We start from the raw sequence: 20,355 nt of genomic DNA, 5'->3' as shown, positions 1-20,355 counted from the left end.
AGGCTCCCCATGAGTATAAACACCGCAGGCCATGGAAAAATTCCGTGCCGGCGCGATAGTCTTGCGAGCAAATCACCCAGGAGCGGTTGGGGCATGGTCAGGCGTTTTCTTCCGGGGTTGATGGTGCTGCTGCTCAGCGGCTGCTCAAGTGTCAGCTATTACGGCCAGTTGGCTAGCGGCCAGTGGCAATTGCTGCGCGCTCGCGAGCCGGTTTCCACGGTCATTGCCGACCCCTCTCGCCCCCAACTGCTGCGTGAACACCTGGCGCAAGCGCAAAAGGCGCGGACCTTTGCCAGCGAACAACTGCATTTGCCTGACAACCAGAGCTACAGGTTGTACGCCGACATTGGCCGGCCCTATGTGGTGTGGAATGTCTTCGCCACGACAGAATTTTCCCTGTCGCCTGAAACCCACTGCTTTCCCATCGCCGGTTGCGTCGCCTATCGCGGCTACTACAACCAGGGCGCTGCACGGGGTGAAGCGGCGTTGTTGCGCCAGCGAGGCATGGACGTGTCGATTGGCGGCGTCGAGGCCTACTCGACCCTGGGCTGGTTCAACGACCCGATCCTGAATTCGATGATGAACTGGGGTGACGAGCGCCTGGCCACGCTGATCTTTCATGAGCTGGCGCACCAGCGTTTCTATGTGAAGGACGACACCGAATTCAACGAGTCATTTGCCAACTTCGTCGAGCAGGAAGGCACGCGCCAGTGGCGTGCCGCACGAGGGCTGGCGCCGCTCGGCGATGGGGCGTTGCAGCAACGTGACCAGTTTATCCGGCTGATTCTCGATACTCGCCAGCGTCTGGAAAAGCTCTACGCCCAACCGCTGTCGAAGGAGGCGATGCGGGCGGCCAAAGCGCTTGAGTTTGAGCGCTTGCGCAGCGATTACCGGCAGATGCGTGACAGCCAGTGGGCGGGCGACAAGCGTTATGACGCCTGGATCAACCAGCCGATGAACAATGCGCGGCTGTTGCCATTCGGGCTGTATGACCAGTGGGTGCCGGCGTTTGCGGCGTTGTTTCGGCAAGAAGGTGGGGATTGGCTGAGGTTTTATGCGGCGGTGGAGCGGATGGGGGCGTTGCCGGTGGAGCAGCGCAAGGTGGCGTTGAGGCAGTTGGAGATGGAGGGGCTTTAGGGCCTCATCGCGGGCAAGCCCGCTCCCACATTTTGATGTGTGAATACAGTCGGATGTGGGCGCTGGTTTGCCTGCGATAGCGGTTTCAAGGCTGCTGCAAAAACGCCTGATGCATCTCGGCCAACGTCTCGAAGTGCCAAGTCGGCGCCTCGGCATGCAACTCTTCAAAGCTGCCAAATCCATAGCCTACCGCCGCCGAATCCAGCCCGTTGCTACGCGCACCGATCAGGTCGTGCTTGCGGTCACCAATCATCAGGGTGGTCGCCGGGTCCAGGCCTTCTTCGCGCATCAAATGGGCGATCAGCTCGACTTTGTTCGTGCGCGTACCGTCCAGCTCGCTGCCGTAGATCACTTTGAAGTGCTTGGCAAAGTCGAAATGCCGGGCGATCTCGCGGGCGAATTCCCACGGCTTGGAGGTAGCCACGTACAACTGGCGGCCCTGGCTGTTCAATTCTTCCAGCAACGGCATCACGCCGTCGAACACGCGGTTTTCATACAGGCCGGTGACCTTGAAGCGCTCGCGATAGAAGTTCACCGCTTCCCACGCCTTGGCTTCGTCGAAACCGTAAAACTGCATGAAGGCTTGCAGCAATGGCGGGCCGATAAAGTGTTCGAGCCTGGTCAGGTCCGGCTCGTCGATACCGAGCTTGGCGAGGGCGTACTGGATCGAACGGGTAATGCCCTCACGCGGGTCGGTGAGGGTGCCATCCAGGTCGAACAGCACGGTTGGGTAATGCAGGGTCATTGATCGAATCCTTCAGCCAGGTGCAGGTCTTTGAGCTTCACGTAGTTCGCTGCACTGTAGGTGAAAAACGCGCGTTCCTTGTCAGTCAGTGGGCGGATTTGTTTAACCGGGCTGCCCACATACAAAAAGCCGCTTTGCAGTTTTTTGCCTGGCGGCACCAGGCTGCCGGCGCCGATGATCACGTCATCTTCCACCACGGCACCGTCCATCACGATGCTGCCCATGCCGATCAGGACCCGGCTGCCCACCGTGCAGCCATGCAGCATGACCTTGTGGGCGATGGTCACGTCATCGCCGATCAGCAGCGGGAAACCGTCCGGGTTGAAAGGCCCGGCGTGGGTGATGTGCAACACGCAGCCGTCCTGCACGCTGGTGCGCGCACCGATGCGGATGCGGTGCATGTCGCCACGGATCACGGTCAGTGGCCATACGGAGCTGTCGGTGCCGATTTCGACATCGCCGATCACCACCGCCGAAATATCGACAAAAGCCCCGGCGCCCAGGGCTGGCGTGTGGTTTTGATAGGTGCGAAGGGTCACGATAGCTTCTCTCTCTTCTGCTGATAGCTGCGGTGGGCGTTGATTGTAATTAAGATGGCCCCATCTTTGTTCTTACATGTCTTCAGCCAAGGTACCCACCGTGAGCGCGAACAACCCTCTTCTGCAGCCCTACGACCTGCCGCCGTTCTCGGCGATCCGTGCCGAGCACGTACAGCCGGCCATCGAACAGATCCTCGCCGACAACCGTGTCGCCATCGAAGGCATCCTGCAAAGCCAGGGGAAAAATCCTACGTGGGCCGGCCTGGTCTTGGCCATGGACGAACTGAATGACCGCCTGGGCGCCGCCTGGAGCCCGGTCAGCCACCTCAACGCCGTGTGCAACAGCGCTGAACTGCGCGAAGCCTACGAAGGCTGCCTGCCGGCGTTGAGCGCCTACTCCACCGAGATGGGCCAGAACCGCGAGCTGTTCCAGGCTTTCGAAGCCCTGGCCAACAGCCCGGAAGCGGCCGGTTTCGACGTGGCGCAAAAAACTATCCTGGAACACTCCCTGCGCGACTTCCGCCTGTCGGGTATCGATTTGCCGCCGGAGCAGCAAAAACGCTACGCCGAAGTGCAGAGCAAGCTTTCCGAGTTGGGCAGCAAGTTTTCCAACCAACTGCTGGACGCGACCCAGGCCTGGACCAAACACGTTACCGATGAAGCCACCCTCGCCGGCCTGACCGACTCGGCCAAGGCGCAGATGGCTGGCGCTGCCCAGGCCAAAGGCCTCGATGGCTGGCTGATCACCCTGGAATTTCCGAGCTACTACGCGGTAATGACCTACGCCCAGGACCGCGCCCTGCGTGAAGAGGTCTACGCGGCCTACTGCACCCGTGCGTCAGACCAAGGCCCGAATGCCGGTCAGAATGATAACGGCCCGGTGATGGAAGAAATCCTCGACCTGCGTCAGGAGCTTGCTCAACTCTTGGGCTACGCCTCGTTCTCCGAACTGAGCCTGGCCACCAAGATGGCCGAGTCCAGCGACCAGGTGCTGAGCTTCCTGCGTGACCTGGCCAAGCGCAGCAAGCCGTTTGCCGCCCAGGACCTGCAACAGCTCAAGGCCTATGCTGCCGAGCAAGGCTGTGCCGACCTGCAAAGCTGGGACAGTGGTTTCTACGGCGAAAAACTCCGTGAGCAGCGTTACAGCGTGTCCCAGGAAGCGCTGCGTGCCTACTTCCCGATCGACAAGGTGCTCGGCGGCCTGTTCGCCATCGTGCAACGCCTGTACGGCATCGAGATCGCCGAACTGAAGGGCTTCGACACCTGGCACCCGGATGTGCGCCTGTTTGAAATCAAGGAAAACGGCCAGCACGTTGGCCGCTTCTTCTTTGACCTGTACGCCCGCGCCAACAAGCGTGGCGGTGCCTGGATGGACGGCGCGCGCGACCGTCGCCGCAAGATCGACGGCGTGCTGCAAAGCCCGGTGGCCAACCTGGTGTGCAACTTCACCCCGGCCGACAGTGGCAAGCCTGCCCTGCTGACTCACGATGAAGTGACTACGCTGTTCCACGAATTCGGCCACGGCCTGCATCACCTGTTGACCCGCGTCGAGCACGCTGGCGTGTCCGGCATCAACGGCGTGGCCTGGGATGCGGTGGAGTTGCCAAGCCAGTTCATGGAGAACTGGTGCTGGGAGCCGGAAGGCCTGGCGCTGATCTCCGGTCACTATGAGAGCGGTGAGCCGCTGCCCCAGGACCTGCTGGAAAAAATGCTCGCGGCGAAAAACTTCCAGTCCGGCCTGATGATGGTGCGCCAGTTGGAGTTCTCGCTGTTTGACTTCGAGCTGCACGCCACCCACGGCGACGGCCGCAGTGTGGCCCAGGTGCTCGAAGGCGTGCGCGATGAGGTGTCGGTGATGCGTCCGCCAGCCTACAACCGTTTTCCGAACAGCTTTGCGCACATTTTCGCCGGTGGTTATGCGGCTGGGTACTACAGCTACAAGTGGGCCGAAGTGCTCTCCGCCGATGCCTTCTCCAAGTTCGAAGAAGACGGCGTGCTGAATGCCGAAACCGGCCGCGCATTCCGTGAGGCGATCCTGGCACGCGGTGGCTCCCAGGCGCCGATGGTGCTGTTCGTCGACTTCCGCGGACGTGCACCGTCGATTGACGCACTCTTGCGCCACAGCGGCCTGAGTGAGGGCGCGGCAGCATGAGTGAAGGACCTGTGGTGACCAAAAAGCAATTTATCGCCGGCGCGGTCTGCCCGGCGTGCAGCGAGCCGGACAAGTTGAAGATGTGGACTGAAGACAGCGTGCCGCACCGTGAGTGTGTGGCCTGCGGTTATACCGACACGCTCAATGATCAGGGTCTGTCGGTACCCAAGGAATTGGGCACGCGGGTGAATACCTCGGCGCTGAAGGCGCCGGACCCGAAGGTGCAGGCGGTACAGTTTTTTCCTAACCCGAAACTGAAAAAAGACTGACGCCCATTCAGGGTTTTATCGCCAATCCCGTATCGTTCGTTGGTTCAACACGGCCGGTTCCAGCCGTGTTGAGCCAGCTCTTCATCGAGCACAGTGCAAATGCACTGGTGCTGCAATCGCCATTCGCCAGTGCTGTACGCAACTTGTCGATATCGGCCTTCATCATGTAGCGAACGCCGTCTTTGAAGCCATTGCTGGTGCCAAAGCCGCCCAGGGTCATCTCGTTCAGCGCCTCTTCCTTGCTCCATCCTTGCACCACCACGCGATACATCGCTGCCATCAGGCCGGTACGGTCGGAGCCGTGTTTGCAGTGCATCAGCACCGGGCCGTTGGCCTCGGCTTCCTTGATTGCTCTGAGCGCTGCCAGCACGTCGGAATCATCCACATGATTGGTGCGATAACTCAGTTGGACCTGACGGATGCCCGCAGCCTTCAGCCAGTTGCCATCCGACTCGGGCAGGAAGTTGATCACGGTACCGATCTTGAGCTTTTGCAGGAGTGGCACGGCGCTGCTGTCCGGCAGAGCGCTGCGATACAGCGTCGGCGTCATCTGGTGCAGGTTGTATTGGCTGCCCACGGGCTGTGCCCACTCGGCTGAGCGGATGGAAGGGCTGTCATCGGCTTGGGCATAAACCGTGGCGAACAGTGCCGTAAGTGCCAGGCCGAGCGCTGGCAGCCAGCGATTCTTGAACATGGGCAACGTCACCGAATGGGCTGTGGGTAGATAGCGCGCAGATTGGTCTGCGGGGGGTCAATGGGGCGTGAGGCGCCCGTCAAAAAAGCGTGAATCCTCAGTCTTTAGTCGCTGAAACGATTCTGTTGATGGTTAGGCTGCTATCATTTGTAACTATTGATTGCCGCTGCGTTCTATCCAACACGCTGCCCGCACACCACAAGCCGCTCCCAAGAAGCGGCTGTCGAACCCGTGACCACATGATGAGGTGCACCCATGTCTGATCAAGATCAAGACAACCCCCGGCGTGACTTTTTGCGCAAATCCTTGACCTTGATCCCGGTGGTCACGGTTGCCAGTACCGGCCTTGGCGGCTCGATGTTGATGGCTACGCCCGAGCCGGCACAGGCCAGCCCGGCTAAGGCGCTGGTCAACGAAAAGGCCTACGAGCCAAGTTACTTCACTGCCGAAGAGTGGGCGTTTATCAACGCCGCCGTCGCGCAGTTGATTCCTACCGATGCCCAGGGCCCAGGCGCCGTGGAAGCCGGTGTGCCGGAATACATCGACCGTCAGATGAACACGCCTTACGCCAGTGGTGCGTTGTGGTTCATGCAGGGTCCGTTCAATGCCGACGCGCCGCCTGAGATGGGCTGGCAGAGCAAACTGGTGCCCAAGGACATCTATCGTCTGGGCATCGCCGCGACGGATGCATGGTCGAAAGCGTTCAACGGTAAAGTGTTTGCTGCGCAAGACAGCGCTACCCGAGACGATATGCTGCGTCGCCTGGAGGCTGGGGGCAGTGAGGTGACCGCGCATTTCGACGCGGTGCCGCCGAAGATTTTCTTCAACCTGCTGCTGCAAAACACCAAGGAAGGCTTCTTCTGCGACCCGATCCACGGTGGCAACAAAGGCATGGTCGGCTGGACCATGATCGGCTTCCCCGGCGCTCGCGCCGACTTCATGGACTGGGTTGAACGCAACGAGCAATACCCCTTCCCGGCAGTTTCCATCCGCGGCGAGAGGGCATAAACGTGGCGACCATCATGAAGAAAGTAGACGCTGTGATCGTAGGCTTCGGCTGGACCGGCGCGATCATGGCCAAGGAGCTGACTGAAGCGGGCCTCAACGTGGTAGCGCTCGAGCGCGGCCCGATGCAGGACACGTACCCGGATGGCAACTATCCGCAGGTCATCGACGAACTGACCTACAGCGTGCGTAAAAAACTCTTCCAGGACATCTCCAAAGAGACGGTGACCATTCGCCATAGCGTGAATGATGTGGCCCTGCCCAACCGCCAACTGGGTGCGTTCCTGCCGGGCAATGGCGTCGGCGGTGCGGGCCTGCACTGGTCGGGCGTGCATTTTCGGGTCGACCCGATCGAGCTGCGCATGCGCAGCCATTACGAAGAGCGTTACGGCAAAAACTTCATCCCCAAGGACATGACCATTCAGGACTTTGGCGTCAGCTATGAAGAGCTGGAGCCGTTTTTCGACTACGCGGAAAAAGTCTTCGGCACCTCCGGCCAGGCCTGGACCGTCAAAGGCCAGTTGGTCGGTGAAGGCCGTGGCGGCAACCCGTATGCGCCGGATCGCTCCAACCCATTCCCGTTGGAGGCGCAGAAAAACACCGTCTCCGCACAGCTGTTTCAGAAAGCGGCTAGCGATGTGGGTTACAAACCCTACAACCTGCCGTCGGCCAACACCTCGGGGCCCTACACCAACCCCTACGGTGCGCAGATGGGCCCATGCAACTTCTGCGGGTTTTGCAGCGGCTACGTTTGTTACATGTACTCCAAGGCTTCGCCGAACGTGAACATCCTGCCGGCGCTGCGCCAGGTGCCGAACTTCGAGCTGCGGCCCAATTCCCACGTGCTCAAGGTCAATCTCGACAGCACCAAGAGCAAGGCCACCGGCGTGACGTATGTCGACGCCCAGGGCCGGGAAATCGAGCAGCCGGCGGACCTGGTGATCCTCGGCGCGTTCCAGTTCCACAACGTGCGGTTGATGCTGCTGTCGGGTATCGGAAAACCCTACGACCCGATTACCAATGAGGGTGTGGTGGGCCGGAACTTTGCCTACCAGAACATGGCCACTATCAAGGCGTTCTTCGACAAGGACACCCACACCAACAACTTCATCGGTGCGGGCGGCAATGGCGTGGCGATGGATGATTTCAACGCCGACAACTTCGACCATGGCCCCCATGGCTTCGTTGGCGGCTCGCCGATGTGGGTCAACCAGGCTGGCAGTCGGCCGATTGCCGGTACGTCCAACCCGCCGGGCACCCCGGCCTGGGGCAGTGCGTGGAAGCGTGCCACCGCCGATTACTACACCCACCAGGTGTCGATGGATGCCCACGGTGCCCATCAATCCTACCGGGGCAACTACCTGGATCTAGACCCGGTTTTCCGCGATGCCTACGGCCTGCCGTTGCTGCGGATGACGTTCGACTGGCAGGAAAACGACATCAAGATGAACCGCTTCATGGTCGAGAAAATGGGCAAGGTTGCCGAGGCGATGAACCCCAAGGCGATTGCCGTGCTGGGCAAAAAGGTCGGCGAGCATTTCAACACCGCGTCGTACCAGACCACCCACCTCAACGGTGGCGCGATCATGGGCACCGACCCGAAGACCAGTGCGTTGAACCGCTACCTGCAATGCTGGGATGTACACAACGTGTTTGTCCCGGGCGCTTCCGCTTTCCCACAGGGCTTGGGTTACAACCCTACCGGCCTGGTGGCGGCGTTGACCTACTGGTCGGCCCGCGCGATCCGCGAGCAGTACCTGAAAAACCCCGGCCCACTGGTTCAGGCATAAGGAGCGATGACCATGAAAGCACTTGTTATCGCGACGTTTGCACTGTTCGGCAGTTGCTCGGTGAGCGCTGCTGAAACCGACCTGGTCAAGCAGGGTGAATACCTGGCCCGCGCCGGTGACTGCGTGGCTTGCCACACCGCCAAGGGCGGCAAGCCGTTCGCTGGTGGCCTGCCGATGGAAACGCCGATTGGCGTGATCTATTCCACCAACATCACCCCGGACAAGACCGGCCTGGGCGACTACAGCTTCGAGGATTTCGACAAGGCCGTGCGCCATGGCGTCGCCAAGAGCGGTAGTACGCTTTACCCGGCGATGCCCTACCCGTCTTACGCGCGCGTCAGCGACAGCGATATGCAGGCGCTATATGCGTACTTCATGAAAGGGGTGGAGCCGGTCGCTCAAGAGAACAAGGCGAGTGATATTCCCTGGCCGCTGAGCATGCGCTGGCCGCTGGCCGCGTGGCGTTGGATGTTCGCGCCTGAGGTTGCCGAGCCGCAGCCAACTGCGCAGGCCGACCCGGTGATCAGCCGTGGCGCCTATCTGGTGGAAGGCCTCGGCCACTGCGGCGCATGCCATACGCCACGGGCTCTGACCATGCAGGAAAAAGCCCTGAGTGCCACTGATGGCAGTGCATTCCTGTCCGGCAGTGCGCCGCTGGAAGGCTGGATCGCGAAGAATCTGCGTGGCGATCACAAGGACGGCCTCGGCGGTTGGAGCGAGGAGCAACTGGTGCAATTCCTCAAGACCGGCCGCAGTGACCGTAGCGCGGTGTTTGGTGGCATGAGTGATGTTGTCGTCCACAGCATGCAGTACATGTCGGAAAACGACCTGACCGCCATCGCCCGTTACCTCAAGAGCCTGCCGGCGGTGGACCCCAAGGATCAGCCGCATCAGTACGACAAGCAGGTCGCCGACGCTTTGTGGAAAGGCGATGACAGCCGGCGCGGCGCGGCGGTGTACATCGACAACTGCGCGGCCTGTCACCGCACCGACGGCCATGGCTACACGCGGGTGTTCCCGGCGCTGGCGGGCAACCCGGTGCTGCAGACGGCGGACGCCACCTCGTTGATCAACATTGTGTTGAACGGCGGCACCTTGCCCGCTACGCACACGGCGCCCTCCACCTTCACCATGCCTGCGTTCGCCTGGCGTCTGTCGGACCAGGAAGTGGCGGATGTAGTCAGTTTCATCCGTGGCAGCTGGGGCAATAAAGGCGAGCCGGTGAAAGCGGGCGACGTGGCGGACTTGCGCCAGAAGCACTGATCCTTCCCTGGCCGCCAAACGGCACTGGTCAGAACCCGCGCGCCTCGATACTGTATATAAAAACAGTATCGAGGCGTTTTCATGTCTACTGCGCTGCCACCCCGTGGCCGAGGTACGGCCACCAACCTGCATAACCGCTTTGCGCCGACCGTCAGCGTGGCCGAGGACGACGGCTGGTATCAGGAAGTGCCGCCGACCCAGGGCACCGAGGTGCGGATCGAGACGGCCAAGACCATCATCACCCGCAACAACTCGCCGGACCTGCCGTTCGACCGTTCGATCAACCCTTATCGCGGTTGCGAACACGGCTGCATTTACTGCTATGCGCGGCCCAGCCATGCGTATTGGGACATGTCACCGGGGCTGGATTTCGAGACCAGGCTGATCGCCAAGAGCAATGCCGCAGACGTGCTGGAACAGCAACTGTCGAAACCGGGCTATGTCTGCGCGCCGATCAACCTGGGCTCCAACACCGACCCGTACCAACCCATCGAGCGCGAATACCGGATCACCCGGCAAACCCTTGAAGTGCTGCTGCGCTACCGGCACCCGGTGACAATTATCACCAAGGGCTCGCTGATCCTGCGCGACCTCGACCTGTTGACCGAATTGGCCAGGCAGCGCCTGGTGGCCGTGATGATCAGCCTCACCAGCCTGGACGACGAGCTCAAGCGCATCCTGGAGCCGCGTACGGCGGCGCCCAAGGCGCGATTGCGGGCGATCCGCGTGATGCGCGAGGCAGGCATCCCGGTGGGCGTGCTGTGCTCGCCGATGATCCCGATGATCAACGACAGCGAACTGGAGAGCCTGCTTACCGAAGCCCACGCTGCCGGGGCACAAAGCGCAGCGTACATGATGCTGCGCCTGCCGCTGGAGGTGGCGCCGCTGTTCGAGGAGTGGCTGGCGGCCCATTACCCGCAGCGCGCCGCCCATGTGATGAGCCTGGTGCGCCAGGTACGCGGTGGCGAGGTTTACGACAGCCGCTTCGGTGTACGCATGCGTGGCGAGGGGCCGTTTGCCGAATTGCTGGCCCAGCGCTTCAGCAAGGCCATCAAACGCCTGGGGCTCAACCGTCGGGAAGGATTCAACCTGGATTGCACGGCGTTCTGCCCGCCGGGCAGGCAGATGGCGTTGTTGTAGAATGCTGGGAAAGGTGTACTTTTTCTGTAGGAATAGTCTCACTTTGACATCACTGAAACCCGCGATCTAGAGCGGTTCATTCAGTTTGAGTTAAGTTTCGGCGGCTACCTTGTTCAGCGAGTGACTGATGAGTCGGCAGTCTGATTTGTGGCATTTGCAACAAATTGCATTGGCCTGGCGTCGAACTGGCTTGAACACTCCCCTGCATTAACCAAGAGGATGAATCATGAGTGATAAGGATAAACAGCCGTTGGCTGCGTCGGCTTCAGCCCCTGAGGTGGCGGAATCCGCCGATGCAGCGCTAAAGCATATCGTTGACGGCTTTTTGCATTTCCATCACGACGTCTTCCCCCAGCAGGAAGAACTCTTCAAGAAACTCGCCACGGCCCAGAGCCCGCGGGCGATGTTCATTACCTGCGCCGATTCGCGCATCGTCCCCGAGCTGATTACCCAGAGCTCACCGGGCGACCTGTTCGTGACCCGTAACGTCGGCAACGTGGTGCCGCCCTACGGCCAGATGAATGGGGGTGTTTCCACTGCCATCGAGTACGCCGTACTCGCCCTGGGCGTCCAGCACATCATTGTCTGCGGGCACTCCGATTGCGGTGCGATGCGTGCGGTGCTCAACCCCGACAGCCTGGAAAAAATGCCGACGGTGAAGGCCTGGTTGCGGCATGCCGAGGTCGCCAAGACCATGGTCCATGACAACTGCGACTGCGCCAACGAAGGCGAGAGCATGAAGGTGCTGACCGAAGAAAACGTCATCGCCCAGCTACAACATTTGCGCACCCACCCCTCCGTGGCTTCGCGCATGGCCAATGGTCATTTGTTTATCCATGGTTGGATCTACAACATCGAGACCAGCGAAATCCGCGCCTACGATGCCGATCAGGCCACGTTCAGACCGTTGAACGGCGAAGGGCCGATTCCTTGCGCGACGCCTAAAGCGCGCTTCTAAAACACTTCCCTGCCGGGTGATGCGGTGGCTGCCATGGATGCAGCCAGGCATTACCGCGCCCGGCGAATGCCTCGGGAGAGTCATCATGCGTGCTGCTCAATTGAAAGCTGTATTGCCACGGGAGCTGCTCGCCTCGGTGGTTGTGTTTCTGGTCGCCCTGCCCCTGTGCATGGGCATCGCGATTGCTTCCGGGATGCCGCCGGCCAAGGGGTTGATCACCGGGATTATCGGTGGCCTGGTGGTCGGTTGGCTGGCGGGCTCGCCGCTGCAGGTCAGCGGTCCGGCGGCGGGTCTGGCGGTGTTGGTGTTCGAGTTGGTGCGCCAACACGGAATGATGATGCTGGGGCCGATCCTGCTGCTGGCGGGCTTCCTGCAACTGGTGGCTGGGCGTTTGCGCCTGGGCTGCTGGTTCCGCGTGACGGCACCGGCGGTGGTGTACGGCATGTTGGCGGGGATTGGCGTGCTGATTGTGCTGTCGCAGATCCATGTGATGCTCGACGGCGCGCCCAAACCCTCCGGGCTGGATAACCTGGCAGGTTTCCCGGCTGCGGTGGCGCAAGCGATTCCGAGCCTGGGCTGGCAAGCCGGCTTGCTTGGCTTGTCGACGATGCTGGTGATGTACCTGTGGGACAAATTCCGCCCGCAATCCCTGCGGTTTGTGCCCGGCGCGCTGTTGGGTGTGGGGCTGACCACGCTTGTCAGCCTGTTGCTGGTGTTGCAGGTCAAGCGGGTGGAGGTCCCGGAAAACCTCGCCGATGCCATCGATTGGCTGCGCCCCAGCGACCTGCTGAACCTGGCTGATCCGCAGCTGTTGATCGCCGCCTTTGCCGTGGCGTTTATCGCCAGTGCCGAAACCCTGCTCTCCGCAGCGGCGGTGGACCGCATGCACAGCGGCCAGCGCTCGGATTTCGACAAGGAGTTGTCGGCTCAAGGTGTCGGCAACATGCTGTGTGGTCTGGTTGGCGCCCTGCCGATGACTGGTGTGATCGTGCGCAGTTCGGCCAACGTGCAGGCCGGCGCCACCACGCGCTTGTCGGCCATGTTCCATGGCCTGTGGCTGCTGGCCTTCGTGTTGTTGCTGTCGAGTGTGCTGCAAAGCATCCCGGTGGCGAGCCTGGCGGGCGTGCTGGTGTACACCGGGATCAAGCTGGTGGACATCAAGGCGTTCAAGGCCCTGGGGCGTTACGGGCGGATGCCGATGTTCACCTATGCGGCGACTGCGCTGGCGATCATCTTTACCGACCTGCTGACCGGTGTACTGGTGGGGTTCGGGCTGACGCTGGTCAAGCTGGCGCTCAAGGCCTCGCGTCTGAAAGTGAGCCTGATCGACTTGCCGCAGGACGGTGAGATGGAGCTGCGTTTGAGTGGCGCGGCGACGTTCCTGAAAGTGCCGGCGCTGACCCAGGTGCTGTCGGCGGTGCCGGCGGGGACGACCGTACATGTGCCGCTGAACAACCTGAGTTACATCGACCATTCCTGCCTGGAGTTGCTGGAGGAGTGGGGGCGGGCCAATGCGGCGAAGGGGTCGAAGCTGGTGATCGAGGCGCGTGGATTGAAGCGGCGGTTGGAGGGGCGGGTCAGAACGACGACGGGGATAGGCTCCGCACCCGCAACAGGCTGACGAAACCGAATCAAAAATGTGGGAGCGGGCAAGCCCGCTCCCATATTGGATCGTTTGCGTAGCAGGAAATCAGGCCGGCTGGTCCAGCGTCAACTCAACCCCCAACTGCCGCGACAGGCACGGCCAGCGTTTCCACGCAGCTTCCGTGTCCGGGCTCTTGAGGGTTTCTCGGTAAGCCTCCACCGACTCCAGCGCAAAGCTTTCTTCGTTGAGCATCTCATCCACCGCCAAATGCACGGCCTCATCCAGGCTGTTGGCAAATTCTTCGCCAATCAGCTGGTGCGCAATCACGTTGGCCACCGTGGTATCGGCCGGGATCAGCGGCTGGCCGAAATGCTTGATATACAGATCGTTGACTTCTTCCACCAGGCGGTGCGCCAGGTAGGCCTCATCCAGCAGGCCGTCGAGCCCCTCGTGCCCGGCCAGGATCGCCGGCGGTTGCAGGAAGAACTGTTCGGCGATCTTCAGCACCGGCTTGATCTGGCTTTCGATACCGGCCTCGCGGGCCACGTCATTGGCGGCTTCGAGCAGGTCCGGGACGAGTTCGATGTAGGCTGTGACGAAGCGCGTCATGACAATGTTGCGATCACCGTCGGCCAGGGCAATGGCCGAGTGCAGACGTGGCAATTGGCTTGCCAGTTGCTGGGCCAACTGGCCCGTGCTGGCTTCGTGTTGATGGGCACGGGAAATCTGCTCGCGCAATGCGGCGGTGTTCATGAGGGCTCCAGTGAAACAGGTGTAGGAAAAGGGAGATGACAAGGTAGCTCGTTTATACGAGCACCTCAGACGCATTTGTCATAATTATTTCACGGTTATGCACCTGCGTTATATCGAAACGCCATCGTTCGTCGGATAAACGATTCTGCTCCCGGTTTTATTGGCTCCGCCTGTCCGTTTTTGCTGATTTGCCCCTACACATTGCGGGGTTGCAGACCCTGTCTATACTCGGATTTGTACGCAATTAGCTGATGACGCCAGACTGCATAAGCAGGTGAGGCTAAGCGGTTGTAAGCAGTATGGAAGCCGCTCCCTTCGACGCAGGTGCAAACCGGCGGGATAACAAGAACGATAAGGGGAACCCGCAATGACGCGACATCCACATGTTTGGATGGGCCTTCTGTTGTGGTCGGTATTCGGTCAGGCGCACGCCGCCTGGACAACGAATATGGCGCCAGGGGCGACTGAAGTCAGCCACGCTGTGTTTGACCTGCACATGACCATTTTCTGGATCTGTGTGGTGATCGGCATCATCGTGTTTGGCGCGATGTTCTGGTCGATGATTCTGCACCGGCGCTCTACAGGCCAGGTGGCGGCCAAGTTCCACGAGAGCACGACCGTGGAAATCCTCTGGACCGTGGTGCCCTTGCTGATCCTGATCGCGATGGCCATCCCGGCGACCAAAACCCTGATCAATATCTACGACAGCACCGAGTCGGACATCGATATTCAGGTCACCGGCTACCAGTGGAAGTGGCATTACAAATACCTGGGCCAGGACGTGGAGTTCTTCAGCAACCTGGCCACTCCCGCCGAGCAGATCCACAACAAGGCGACCAAGGGCGAGCATTACTTGCTGGAAGTCGACCAGCCGCTGGTGCTGCCGGTGGGGGCGAAAGTTCGCTTCCTGGTGACCGCCGCCGACGTGATCCACTCCTGGTGGGTGCCGGCCTTCGCGGTCAAGCGCGACGCCATCCCCGGGTTCGTCAACGAGGCCTGGACCCGCATCGAGAAGCCCGGCATCTACCGTGGCCAGTGCGCCGAACTGTGCGGCAAGGACCACGGCTTCATGCCCATCGTGGTCGAGGTCAAATCCAGGGCCGACTACGACACTTGGCTCGGCGAGCGCAAGGAAGAGGCTGCCAAACTCAAGGAGCTGACCTCCAAAGAGTGGACCCTGCAAGAGCTGGTGGCCCGTGGCGACAAGGTCTACCACACCACCTGCGTGGCCTGTCACCAGGCCGAAGGCCAGGGCCTGCCGCCGATGTTCCCGGCGCTCAAGGGCTCGCCAATTGCCGTCGGGCCCAAGGAAGACCACCTGCATCGCGTCTATTTCGGCAAGCCCGGCACCGCCATGGCGGCGTTTGGCAAGCAGCTCTCGGAAGTGGACATCGCCGCCGTGGTCACCTACGAACGCAACGCCTGGGGCAACAACAAAGGCGACATGGTGACGCCCAAGGATGTGCTGGCTCTGAAACAGGCCGAAAGCAAATGACTTCCTTCATTGCATCTGCCCTGAACCACCCCGCCCACTCGTTTGCAGGAGAACGGCCATGAGCACTGTGATCGATGACCATGGTCACGCCGACCACGCCCACGGTCCCGCCAAGGGCCTGATGCGCTGGGTGCTGACCACCAACCACAAAGACATCGGCACCATGTACCTGTGGTTCGCCTTCACCATGTTTTTGCTCGGCGGCTCGTTCGCCATGGTGATCCGTGCCGAGTTGTTCCAGCCCGGCCTGCAGATCGTCGAGCCGGCGTTCTTCAACCAGATGACCACCATGCACGGCCTGATCATGGTGTTCGGCGCGGTGATGCCGGCGTTCGTCGGCCTGGCCAACTGGATGATCCCGCTGATGATCGGCGCGCCCGACATGGCCCTGCCGCGCATGAACAACTTCAGCTTCTGGCTGCTGCCGGCGGCGTTCCTGCTGCTGGTGTCCACCTTGTTCACCCCCGGCGGCGGGCCGAATTTCGGCTGGACCTTCTACGCCCCGCTCTCCACCACCTATGCGCCGGAAAGCGTGACGTTCTTCATCTTTGCCATCCACCTGATGGGCATCAGTTCGATCATGGGCGCGATCAACGTGGTCGCCACCATCCTCAACCTGCGTGCCCCGGGCATGACCTTGATGAAAATGCCGCTGTTCGTCTGGACCTGGCTGATCACCGCATTCCTGCTGATTGCGGTGATGCCGGTGCTGGCCGGTTGCGTGACCATGATGCTGATGGACATCCACTTCGGCACCAGCTTCTTCAGTGCGGCCGGTGGCGGTGACCCGGTGCTGTTCCAGCATGTGTTCTGGTTCTTCGGCCACCCCGAGGTGTACATCATGATCCTGCCGGCCTTCGGTGCCGTCAGCTCGATCATCCCGACCTTTTCGCGCAAGCCGCTATTCGGCTACACCTCGATGGTCTACGCCACGGCGAGCATCGCGTTCCTGTCGTTCATCGTGTGGGCGCACCACATGTTCGTGGTCGGCATTCCGTTGGTGGGTGAACTGTTCTTCATGTACGCCACACTGCTGATCGCGGTGCCGACGGGGGTGAAGGTGTTCAACTGGGTCAGCACCATGTGGCAGGGCTCGCTGACGTTCGAGACGCCGATGCTGTTTGCCGTGGCCTTCGTGATCCTGTTCACCATCGGCGGTTTCTCCGGGCTGATGCTGGCGATCGCGCCGGCGGACTTCCAGTACCACGACACCTACTTCGTGGTGGCGCACTTCCATTACGTACTGGTGCCCGGTGCGATCTTCGGCATCTTCGCTTCCGCCTACTACTGGCTGCCGAAATGGACCGGCCACATGTACGACGAAACCCTGGGCAAGCTGCACTTCTGGCTGTCTTTCGTGGGCATGAACATGGCGTTTTTCCCGATGCACTTCGTCGGGCTGGCCGGCATGCCGCGCCGGGTACCGGACTACAACCTGCAGTTCGCCGACTTCAACATGGTCTCGTCGATCGGCGCGTTCATGTTTGGCGCCACGCAGATCTTCTTCCTGTTCATTGTGATCAAGTGCATCCGTGGCGGCCCGCCGGCGCCGGCCAAGCCGTGGGATGGTGCCGAAGGCCTGGAGTGGAGCGTGCCCTCGCCCGCGCCGTACCACACCTTCACCACGCCGCCGGAGGTCAAATGAGCACTTCGGCCACCCAGGCACCGCAAATCCCCTGTGGGAGCGGGCTTGCTCGCGAAAGTGGTGTATCAGTCGCCACATGCAGTGCCTGGCACACCGCATTCGCGGGCAAGCCCGCTCCCACATTGATCGCGTTCACTTTGGGTGGTCGTTATGGCTGAGTCCGTACCGATCAGGCGGCTGGTGACGCGCCTGTTGATCCTGGTGGTCGCCATGTTCGCCTTCGGCTTCGCCCTGGTGCCGATCTATGACGTGATGTGCAAGGCGTTCGGCATCAACGGCAAGACCGCCGGGCAGTACGAGGGTGAGCAGGTAGTGGACCCCTCGCGGCAGGTGCGGGTGCAGTTCCTGTCGACCAATGCCATCGATATGGTCTGGGAGTTCCACGCCAAGGCGGATGAGGTGGTGGTCAACCCGGGCGCCGTCACCGAGATGCTGTTTGTCGCCTACAACCCCACTGACAAGGCGATGACCGCGCAGGCGGTGCCGAGCATTTCCCCGGCCGAAGCGGCGATGTATTTCCACAAGACCGAGTGTTTTTGCTTCACCCAGCAAGTGCTGCAACCCGGCCAACGCATCGAAATGCCAGTACGTTTTATCGTCGATCGCGACATGCCCAAGGATGTGAAGCATTTGACCCTGGCGTACACGCTATTTGATATCACTGCGCGCCAACCGCCGGTGGCTGTCCACACCGGGGGCTAGCTACTGTTTGCCCCCTCAATCAGGAGAGCGAATACATGTCGACTCATGATACGTACTACGTACCAGCACAAAGCAAATGGCCGATAATTGCCACGTTTGGCATGTTGGTCACCGTGTACGGCCTGGGTGTGTGGTTCAACGATCTCAAGGCTGCACGCCCGGAATCCCACGGCCCGTGGATCTTCTTCGTCGGCGGTCTACTGCTGGCCTACATGCTGTTCGGCTGGTTCGGGGCGGTGATCAAGGAAAGCCGCGCCGGTTTGTACAGCCCACAGATGGACCGCTCGTTCCGCTGGGGCATGACCTGGTTCATCTTTTCCGAAGTGATGTTCTTCATCGCGTTCTTCGGTGCGCTGTTTTATGTGCGGCACATGTCGGCGCCCTGGTTGGCGGGCGAAGGCTCAAAGGGCATTGCGCACATGCTGTGGCCGAATTTCGAGTTTGCCTGGCCGTTGCTCAACAACCCTGATCCAAAACTGCATCCCGCGCCCGAGGGCACGATCAGTCCGTGGGGGCTGCCGTTGGTCAACACCATCCTGCTGGTCAGCTCCAGTGTGACCATCACCATCGCCCACCACGCCCTGCGCAAGGGCCATCGCGGCGCGCTGAAAATCTGGCTGGCGCTAACCGTGTTGCTGGGCTGGGCGTTTCTGGGCTTCCAGGCCGAGGAATACATCCACGCCTATAAAGAACTGGGCCTCACGCTGGGCTCTGGGGTGTACGGCGCAACGTTCTTCATGCTCACAGGCTTTCATGGCGCCCACGTGACCATCGGGACGATCATTTTGTTTGTGATGCTGATGCGCATCCTCAAGGGGCACTTCAATGCCGAGCACCAGTTCGGTTTCGAGGCGGCCAGTTGGTATTGGCACTTTGTGGATGTGGTCTGGATCGGGTTGTTTTTCTTTGTCTATGTGCTGTGAGGTGAATTACCACGGCGCGTGAGAAACCAACTGGCCACTGAAGAAGCCCCAGGTGATCAGCGCCAGGGTGATCACGGCCAGCACCACACGCACGGTCAGGGCGGTGACGAGGCGATTGGAGTGGCCCTCGTCCTTGACCAGGAAGAACAGACCACTGAACAGGCTCACGACAGTTGCGATCAGCATCAGGGCAATGGCTGCTTTGAGCATGGTCGGGCTCCTGGGGTTCAAGGGGGAGGCGGGCAATGAAAACAAGTATAGCCAGCGCCAGGAAACGCTTTCATCCAGGGATCGCCCCCACGTTGGTGGTGCTGGTGCTGCTGCCGTTGATGGTGGGATTGGGGTTTTGGCAGCTGTCCCGTGGTCATGAAAAACAGCTGTTGGTGGACAGCTACGCCGAGCGGCGTGCGGCTGAGCCGATCAGCAGCGCGCAGCTGGTGGATATGGCTGATCCGGCTTTCCGCCGCGTGCGCCTGCGCGGCCAATTCGATGCCGAGCACAGCGTGCTGCTCGACAACCGCATGCGTGACGGCAAGGCCGGTGTCGAGCTGTTGCAACCTTTCCACGACAGGGCCAGTGGCCTATGGCTGTTGCTCAATCGCGGCTGGCTGCCCTGGCCGGACCGCCGCACCCCGCCCGCCTTCACCACCCCGGACCAGCCGGTGAACCTTGACGCCTGGGTGTATGTCGCCCCCGGCGAGACCTTCCAACTGCATGCCGACCCCGCGACCGCGCAATGGCCGCGTTTGCTCACCGCCCTGCACCCTGCCGTGTTGTGGGCCGAGTTGGATCGCAGCGGCTTTGCCTACGAACTGCGTGCAGAAGCCGGCCTTGGTACGTACGACACCTCTTGGGCCGTAGTCGCCATGGGCCCAGAAAAACACCTCGGCTACGCCGTGCAGTGGTTCGCCATGGCGTGCGCACTGCTGGCGCTTTACCTCTATCTCGGCTGGCACAACACAAAGGAGAAGTCCCATGGGAGCGGCCATGAATCCACCAGACATGTCTGAGGCGCCGGACCGCCGCAAAGGCCGCTGGCAACTGATCCTGATCTTGATGATGGTGATCGGCCCGATGGCGCTGGCCACTTTCATGTACAAGCTGCAGTTCTGGGTGCCGGACAGTCGCAGCTATCACGGCGAGATGATCGGCAACGGCCAGACTCGCGCCGACATCGGCGTGCAGGCCGATGAACAGCGCTGGCAACTGCTGGTCACCGCCCCCGCTGCCTGCGCTGCTGATTGCCAGCAGCTTGTGTATCTGGCGCGCCAGCTGCAAATCAGCCTGGGGCGTGATGCGTCCCGTGCCAGCCATGCCTTGGCCAGTGCGCAACCGGTGAGTGTCGACTACGAAGCCAAGCTGAAAGCCGAATACCCGCAGCTGCAACGCTACTCGCTGGACCTGTCGGCCTTTACCAAAGGCGCCGCCGCGCCGGGTGATGCGCAGCTATGGATTGTCGATCCCCACGGCAACCTGGTGTTGCGTTACGACGCCACGGTCAAGGGCAAGGACTTGCTCAACGACCTGCGCCACCTGTTGAAACTGTCGAATATCGGATAA

General features: G+C 61.1%; 20 protein-coding genes. 15 read left to right on the top strand and 5 right to left on the bottom strand.

All coding sequences use genetic code 11. The features are described 5' to 3' along the window. Nucleotides 1-93: 93 nt before the first annotated feature. The gene (locus OPU96_RS10985) at nt 94-1,137 is read left to right on the top strand and encodes an aminopeptidase (RefSeq protein WP_305391801.1); all 1,044 of its coding nucleotides are present in this window, start codon (nt 94-96) and stop codon (nt 1,135-1,137) included. An 85-nt stretch (nt 1,138-1,222) separates the two neighbouring features. On the opposite strand, the gene OPU96_RS10980 is transcribed toward OPU96_RS10985, so the two are convergent. Both OPU96_RS10980 and OPU96_RS10975 read right to left on the bottom strand, forming a co-directional pair. Then, entirely contained in the window at nt 1,223-1,882 is a 660-nt protein-coding gene (locus tag OPU96_RS10980) for an HAD family hydrolase (protein ID WP_226454783.1), read from the bottom strand. Next, nucleotides 1,879-2,421, bottom strand: a complete 543-nt coding sequence (locus tag OPU96_RS10975) for a gamma carbonic anhydrase family protein (protein WP_192298173.1) — start codon at nt 2,419-2,421, stop codon at nt 1,879-1,881. Before OPU96_RS10975 ends, OPU96_RS10980 begins: the two co-directional genes overlap by 4 nt. 100 nt (nt 2,422-2,521) lie before the next feature. On the opposite strand from OPU96_RS10975, the gene prlC reads away from it, so the two are divergent. Together prlC and OPU96_RS10965 are read left to right on the top strand one after the other, a co-directional pair. After that, nucleotides 2,522-4,573 carry an oligopeptidase A gene (gene prlC / locus OPU96_RS10970; RefSeq protein WP_498559073.1) on the top strand — a complete coding sequence of 684 codons (2,052 nt, stop codon included), beginning with the start codon at nt 2,522-2,524 and terminating at the stop codon, nt 4,571-4,573. Continuing rightward, complete coding sequence (locus OPU96_RS10965) at nt 4,570-4,842, top strand: YheV family putative zinc ribbon protein (RefSeq protein ID WP_192298175.1); 273 nt, start codon at nt 4,570-4,572, stop codon at nt 4,840-4,842. Before prlC ends, OPU96_RS10965 begins: the two co-directional genes overlap by 4 nt. A 7-nt stretch (nt 4,843-4,849) precedes the next feature. Here OPU96_RS10965 and OPU96_RS10960 read toward each other — a convergent pair whose 3' ends face one another. Then, nucleotides 4,850-5,536 carry a phosphatase domain-containing protein gene (locus OPU96_RS10960; RefSeq protein ID WP_226454786.1) on the bottom strand — a complete coding sequence of 229 codons (687 nt, stop codon included), beginning with the start codon at nt 5,534-5,536 and terminating at the stop codon, nt 4,850-4,852. A gap of 255 nt (nt 5,537-5,791) precedes the next feature. On the opposite strand from OPU96_RS10960, the gene OPU96_RS10955 reads away from it, so the two are divergent. The 6 genes from OPU96_RS10955 to OPU96_RS10930 all read left to right on the top strand — a co-directional run bounded on the left by OPU96_RS10955 (nt 5,792) and on the right by OPU96_RS10930 (nt 13,313). Next, the gene (locus tag OPU96_RS10955; RefSeq protein ID WP_498559072.1) at nt 5,792-6,544 is read left to right on the top strand and encodes a gluconate 2-dehydrogenase subunit 3 family protein; all 753 of its coding nucleotides are present in this window, start codon (nt 5,792-5,794) and stop codon (nt 6,542-6,544) included. Between the two features lie 2 nt (nt 6,545-6,546). Further along, the gene (locus OPU96_RS10950; protein ID WP_498559071.1) at nt 6,547-8,331 is read left to right on the top strand and encodes a GMC family oxidoreductase; all 1,785 of its coding nucleotides are present in this window, start codon (nt 6,547-6,549) and stop codon (nt 8,329-8,331) included. 12 nt (nt 8,332-8,343) lie between these two features. Continuing rightward, complete coding sequence (locus OPU96_RS10945; RefSeq protein WP_305391805.1) at nt 8,344-9,594, top strand: cytochrome c; 1,251 nt, start codon at nt 8,344-8,346, stop codon at nt 9,592-9,594. 81 nt (nt 9,595-9,675) lie between these two features. Beyond that, nucleotides 9,676-10,734 carry a PA0069 family radical SAM protein gene (locus OPU96_RS10940; protein ID WP_192298180.1) on the top strand — a complete coding sequence of 353 codons (1,059 nt, stop codon included), beginning with the start codon at nt 9,676-9,678 and terminating at the stop codon, nt 10,732-10,734. Nucleotides 10,735-10,960: 226 nt separating this feature from the next. Then, a complete protein-coding gene (locus tag OPU96_RS10935) occupies nt 10,961-11,692 on the top strand; it encodes a carbonic anhydrase (RefSeq protein ID WP_226454791.1) in 732 nt (243 codons plus the stop codon). An 85-nt stretch (nt 11,693-11,777) separates the two neighbouring features. Continuing rightward, nucleotides 11,778-13,313, top strand: coding sequence for a SulP family inorganic anion transporter (locus OPU96_RS10930; protein WP_192298182.1), 1,536 nt, complete (start codon nt 11,778-11,780; stop codon nt 13,311-13,313). Between the two features lie 69 nt (nt 13,314-13,382). Here OPU96_RS10930 and OPU96_RS10925 read toward each other — a convergent pair whose 3' ends face one another. Next, on the bottom strand, nt 13,383-14,030 hold the full coding sequence (locus OPU96_RS10925; RefSeq protein WP_226454792.1) for a hypothetical protein: 648 nt from the start codon (nt 14,028-14,030) through the stop codon (nt 13,383-13,385). A gap of 367 nt (nt 14,031-14,397) precedes the next feature. Between OPU96_RS10925 and coxB the strand changes: the two genes are divergently transcribed. From coxB to OPU96_RS10905, 4 genes are all read left to right on the top strand, one after another. Further along, entirely contained in the window at nt 14,398-15,525 is a 1,128-nt protein-coding gene (gene coxB, locus OPU96_RS10920) for a cytochrome c oxidase subunit II (protein ID WP_192298184.1), read from the top strand. 58 nt (nt 15,526-15,583) lie between these two features. Continuing rightward, entirely contained in the window at nt 15,584-17,170 is a 1,587-nt protein-coding gene (ctaD, locus tag OPU96_RS10915; protein ID WP_017734710.1) for a cytochrome c oxidase subunit I, read from the top strand. Between the two features lie 150 nt (nt 17,171-17,320). Then, on the top strand, nt 17,321-17,872 hold the full coding sequence (locus OPU96_RS10910; protein WP_192298185.1) for a cytochrome c oxidase assembly protein: 552 nt from the start codon (nt 17,321-17,323) through the stop codon (nt 17,870-17,872). Nucleotides 17,873-17,907: 35 nt separating this feature from the next. Continuing rightward, nucleotides 17,908-18,795, top strand: coding sequence for a cytochrome c oxidase subunit 3 (locus tag OPU96_RS10905; RefSeq protein ID WP_192298186.1), 888 nt, complete (start codon nt 17,908-17,910; stop codon nt 18,793-18,795). A 6-nt stretch (nt 18,796-18,801) separates the two neighbouring features. On the opposite strand, the gene OPU96_RS10900 is transcribed toward OPU96_RS10905, so the two are convergent. Further along, the gene (locus OPU96_RS10900; RefSeq protein ID WP_017528731.1) at nt 18,802-19,005 is read right to left on the bottom strand and encodes a twin transmembrane helix small protein; all 204 of its coding nucleotides are present in this window, start codon (nt 19,003-19,005) and stop codon (nt 18,802-18,804) included. A gap of 35 nt (nt 19,006-19,040) precedes the next feature. Here OPU96_RS10900 and OPU96_RS10895 point away from each other — a divergent pair, with 35 nt between their 5' ends. Continuing rightward, nucleotides 19,041-19,805: an SURF1 family protein gene (locus OPU96_RS10895; RefSeq protein ID WP_498559070.1), complete on the top strand. Its 765-nt coding sequence runs from the start codon at nt 19,041-19,043 to the stop codon at nt 19,803-19,805. Further along, nucleotides 19,771-20,355, top strand: coding sequence for a PA_0111/PP_0108 family redox-active disulfide protein (locus tag OPU96_RS10890; protein WP_226454794.1), 585 nt, complete (start codon nt 19,771-19,773; stop codon nt 20,353-20,355). The genes OPU96_RS10895 and OPU96_RS10890 overlap by 35 nt, the downstream gene beginning before the upstream one ends.

The sequence above is a fragment of the Pseudomonas sp. RP-B7 genome, assembly GCF_059803535.1.
Note: the sequence above shows the minus strand (reverse complement) of the source record. Positions and strands in the feature narration are given on the sequence as shown.

Excerpts from the sequence above, each read along its gene's own strand:
- OPU96_RS10985 (WP_305391801.1), top strand. The coding sequence starts at position 94 with ATGGTCAGGCGTTTTCTTCCGGGGTTGATGGTGCTGCTGCTCAGCGGC.
- OPU96_RS10980 (WP_226454783.1), bottom strand. The coding sequence starts at position 1,882 with ATGACCCTGCATTACCCAACCGTGCTGTTCGACCTGGATGGCACCCTC.
- OPU96_RS10965 (WP_192298175.1), top strand. The coding sequence starts at position 4,570 with ATGAGTGAAGGACCTGTGGTGACCAAAAAGCAATTTATCGCCGGCGCG.
- OPU96_RS10960 (WP_226454786.1), bottom strand. The coding sequence starts at position 5,536 with ATGTTCAAGAATCGCTGGCTGCCAGCGCTCGGCCTGGCACTTACGGCA.
- OPU96_RS10955 (WP_498559072.1), top strand. The coding sequence starts at position 5,792 with ATGTCTGATCAAGATCAAGACAACCCCCGGCGTGACTTTTTGCGCAAA.
- OPU96_RS10945 (WP_305391805.1), top strand. The coding sequence starts at position 8,344 with ATGAAAGCACTTGTTATCGCGACGTTTGCACTGTTCGGCAGTTGCTCG.
- OPU96_RS10940 (WP_192298180.1), top strand. The coding sequence starts at position 9,676 with ATGTCTACTGCGCTGCCACCCCGTGGCCGAGGTACGGCCACCAACCTG.
- OPU96_RS10935 (WP_226454791.1), top strand. The coding sequence starts at position 10,961 with ATGAGTGATAAGGATAAACAGCCGTTGGCTGCGTCGGCTTCAGCCCCT.
- OPU96_RS10930 (WP_192298182.1), top strand. The coding sequence starts at position 11,778 with ATGCGTGCTGCTCAATTGAAAGCTGTATTGCCACGGGAGCTGCTCGCC.
- OPU96_RS10925 (WP_226454792.1), bottom strand. The coding sequence starts at position 14,030 with ATGAACACCGCCGCATTGCGCGAGCAGATTTCCCGTGCCCATCAACAC.
- coxB (WP_192298184.1), top strand. The coding sequence starts at position 14,398 with ATGACGCGACATCCACATGTTTGGATGGGCCTTCTGTTGTGGTCGGTA.
- ctaD (WP_017734710.1), top strand. The coding sequence starts at position 15,584 with ATGAGCACTGTGATCGATGACCATGGTCACGCCGACCACGCCCACGGT.
- OPU96_RS10910 (WP_192298185.1), top strand. The coding sequence starts at position 17,321 with ATGGCTGAGTCCGTACCGATCAGGCGGCTGGTGACGCGCCTGTTGATC.
- OPU96_RS10905 (WP_192298186.1), top strand. The coding sequence starts at position 17,908 with ATGTCGACTCATGATACGTACTACGTACCAGCACAAAGCAAATGGCCG.
- OPU96_RS10900 (WP_017528731.1), bottom strand. The coding sequence starts at position 19,005 with ATGCTCAAAGCAGCCATTGCCCTGATGCTGATCGCAACTGTCGTGAGC.
- OPU96_RS10895 (WP_498559070.1), top strand. The coding sequence starts at position 19,041 with ATGAAAACAAGTATAGCCAGCGCCAGGAAACGCTTTCATCCAGGGATC.
- OPU96_RS10890 (WP_226454794.1), top strand. The coding sequence starts at position 19,771 with ATGGGAGCGGCCATGAATCCACCAGACATGTCTGAGGCGCCGGACCGC.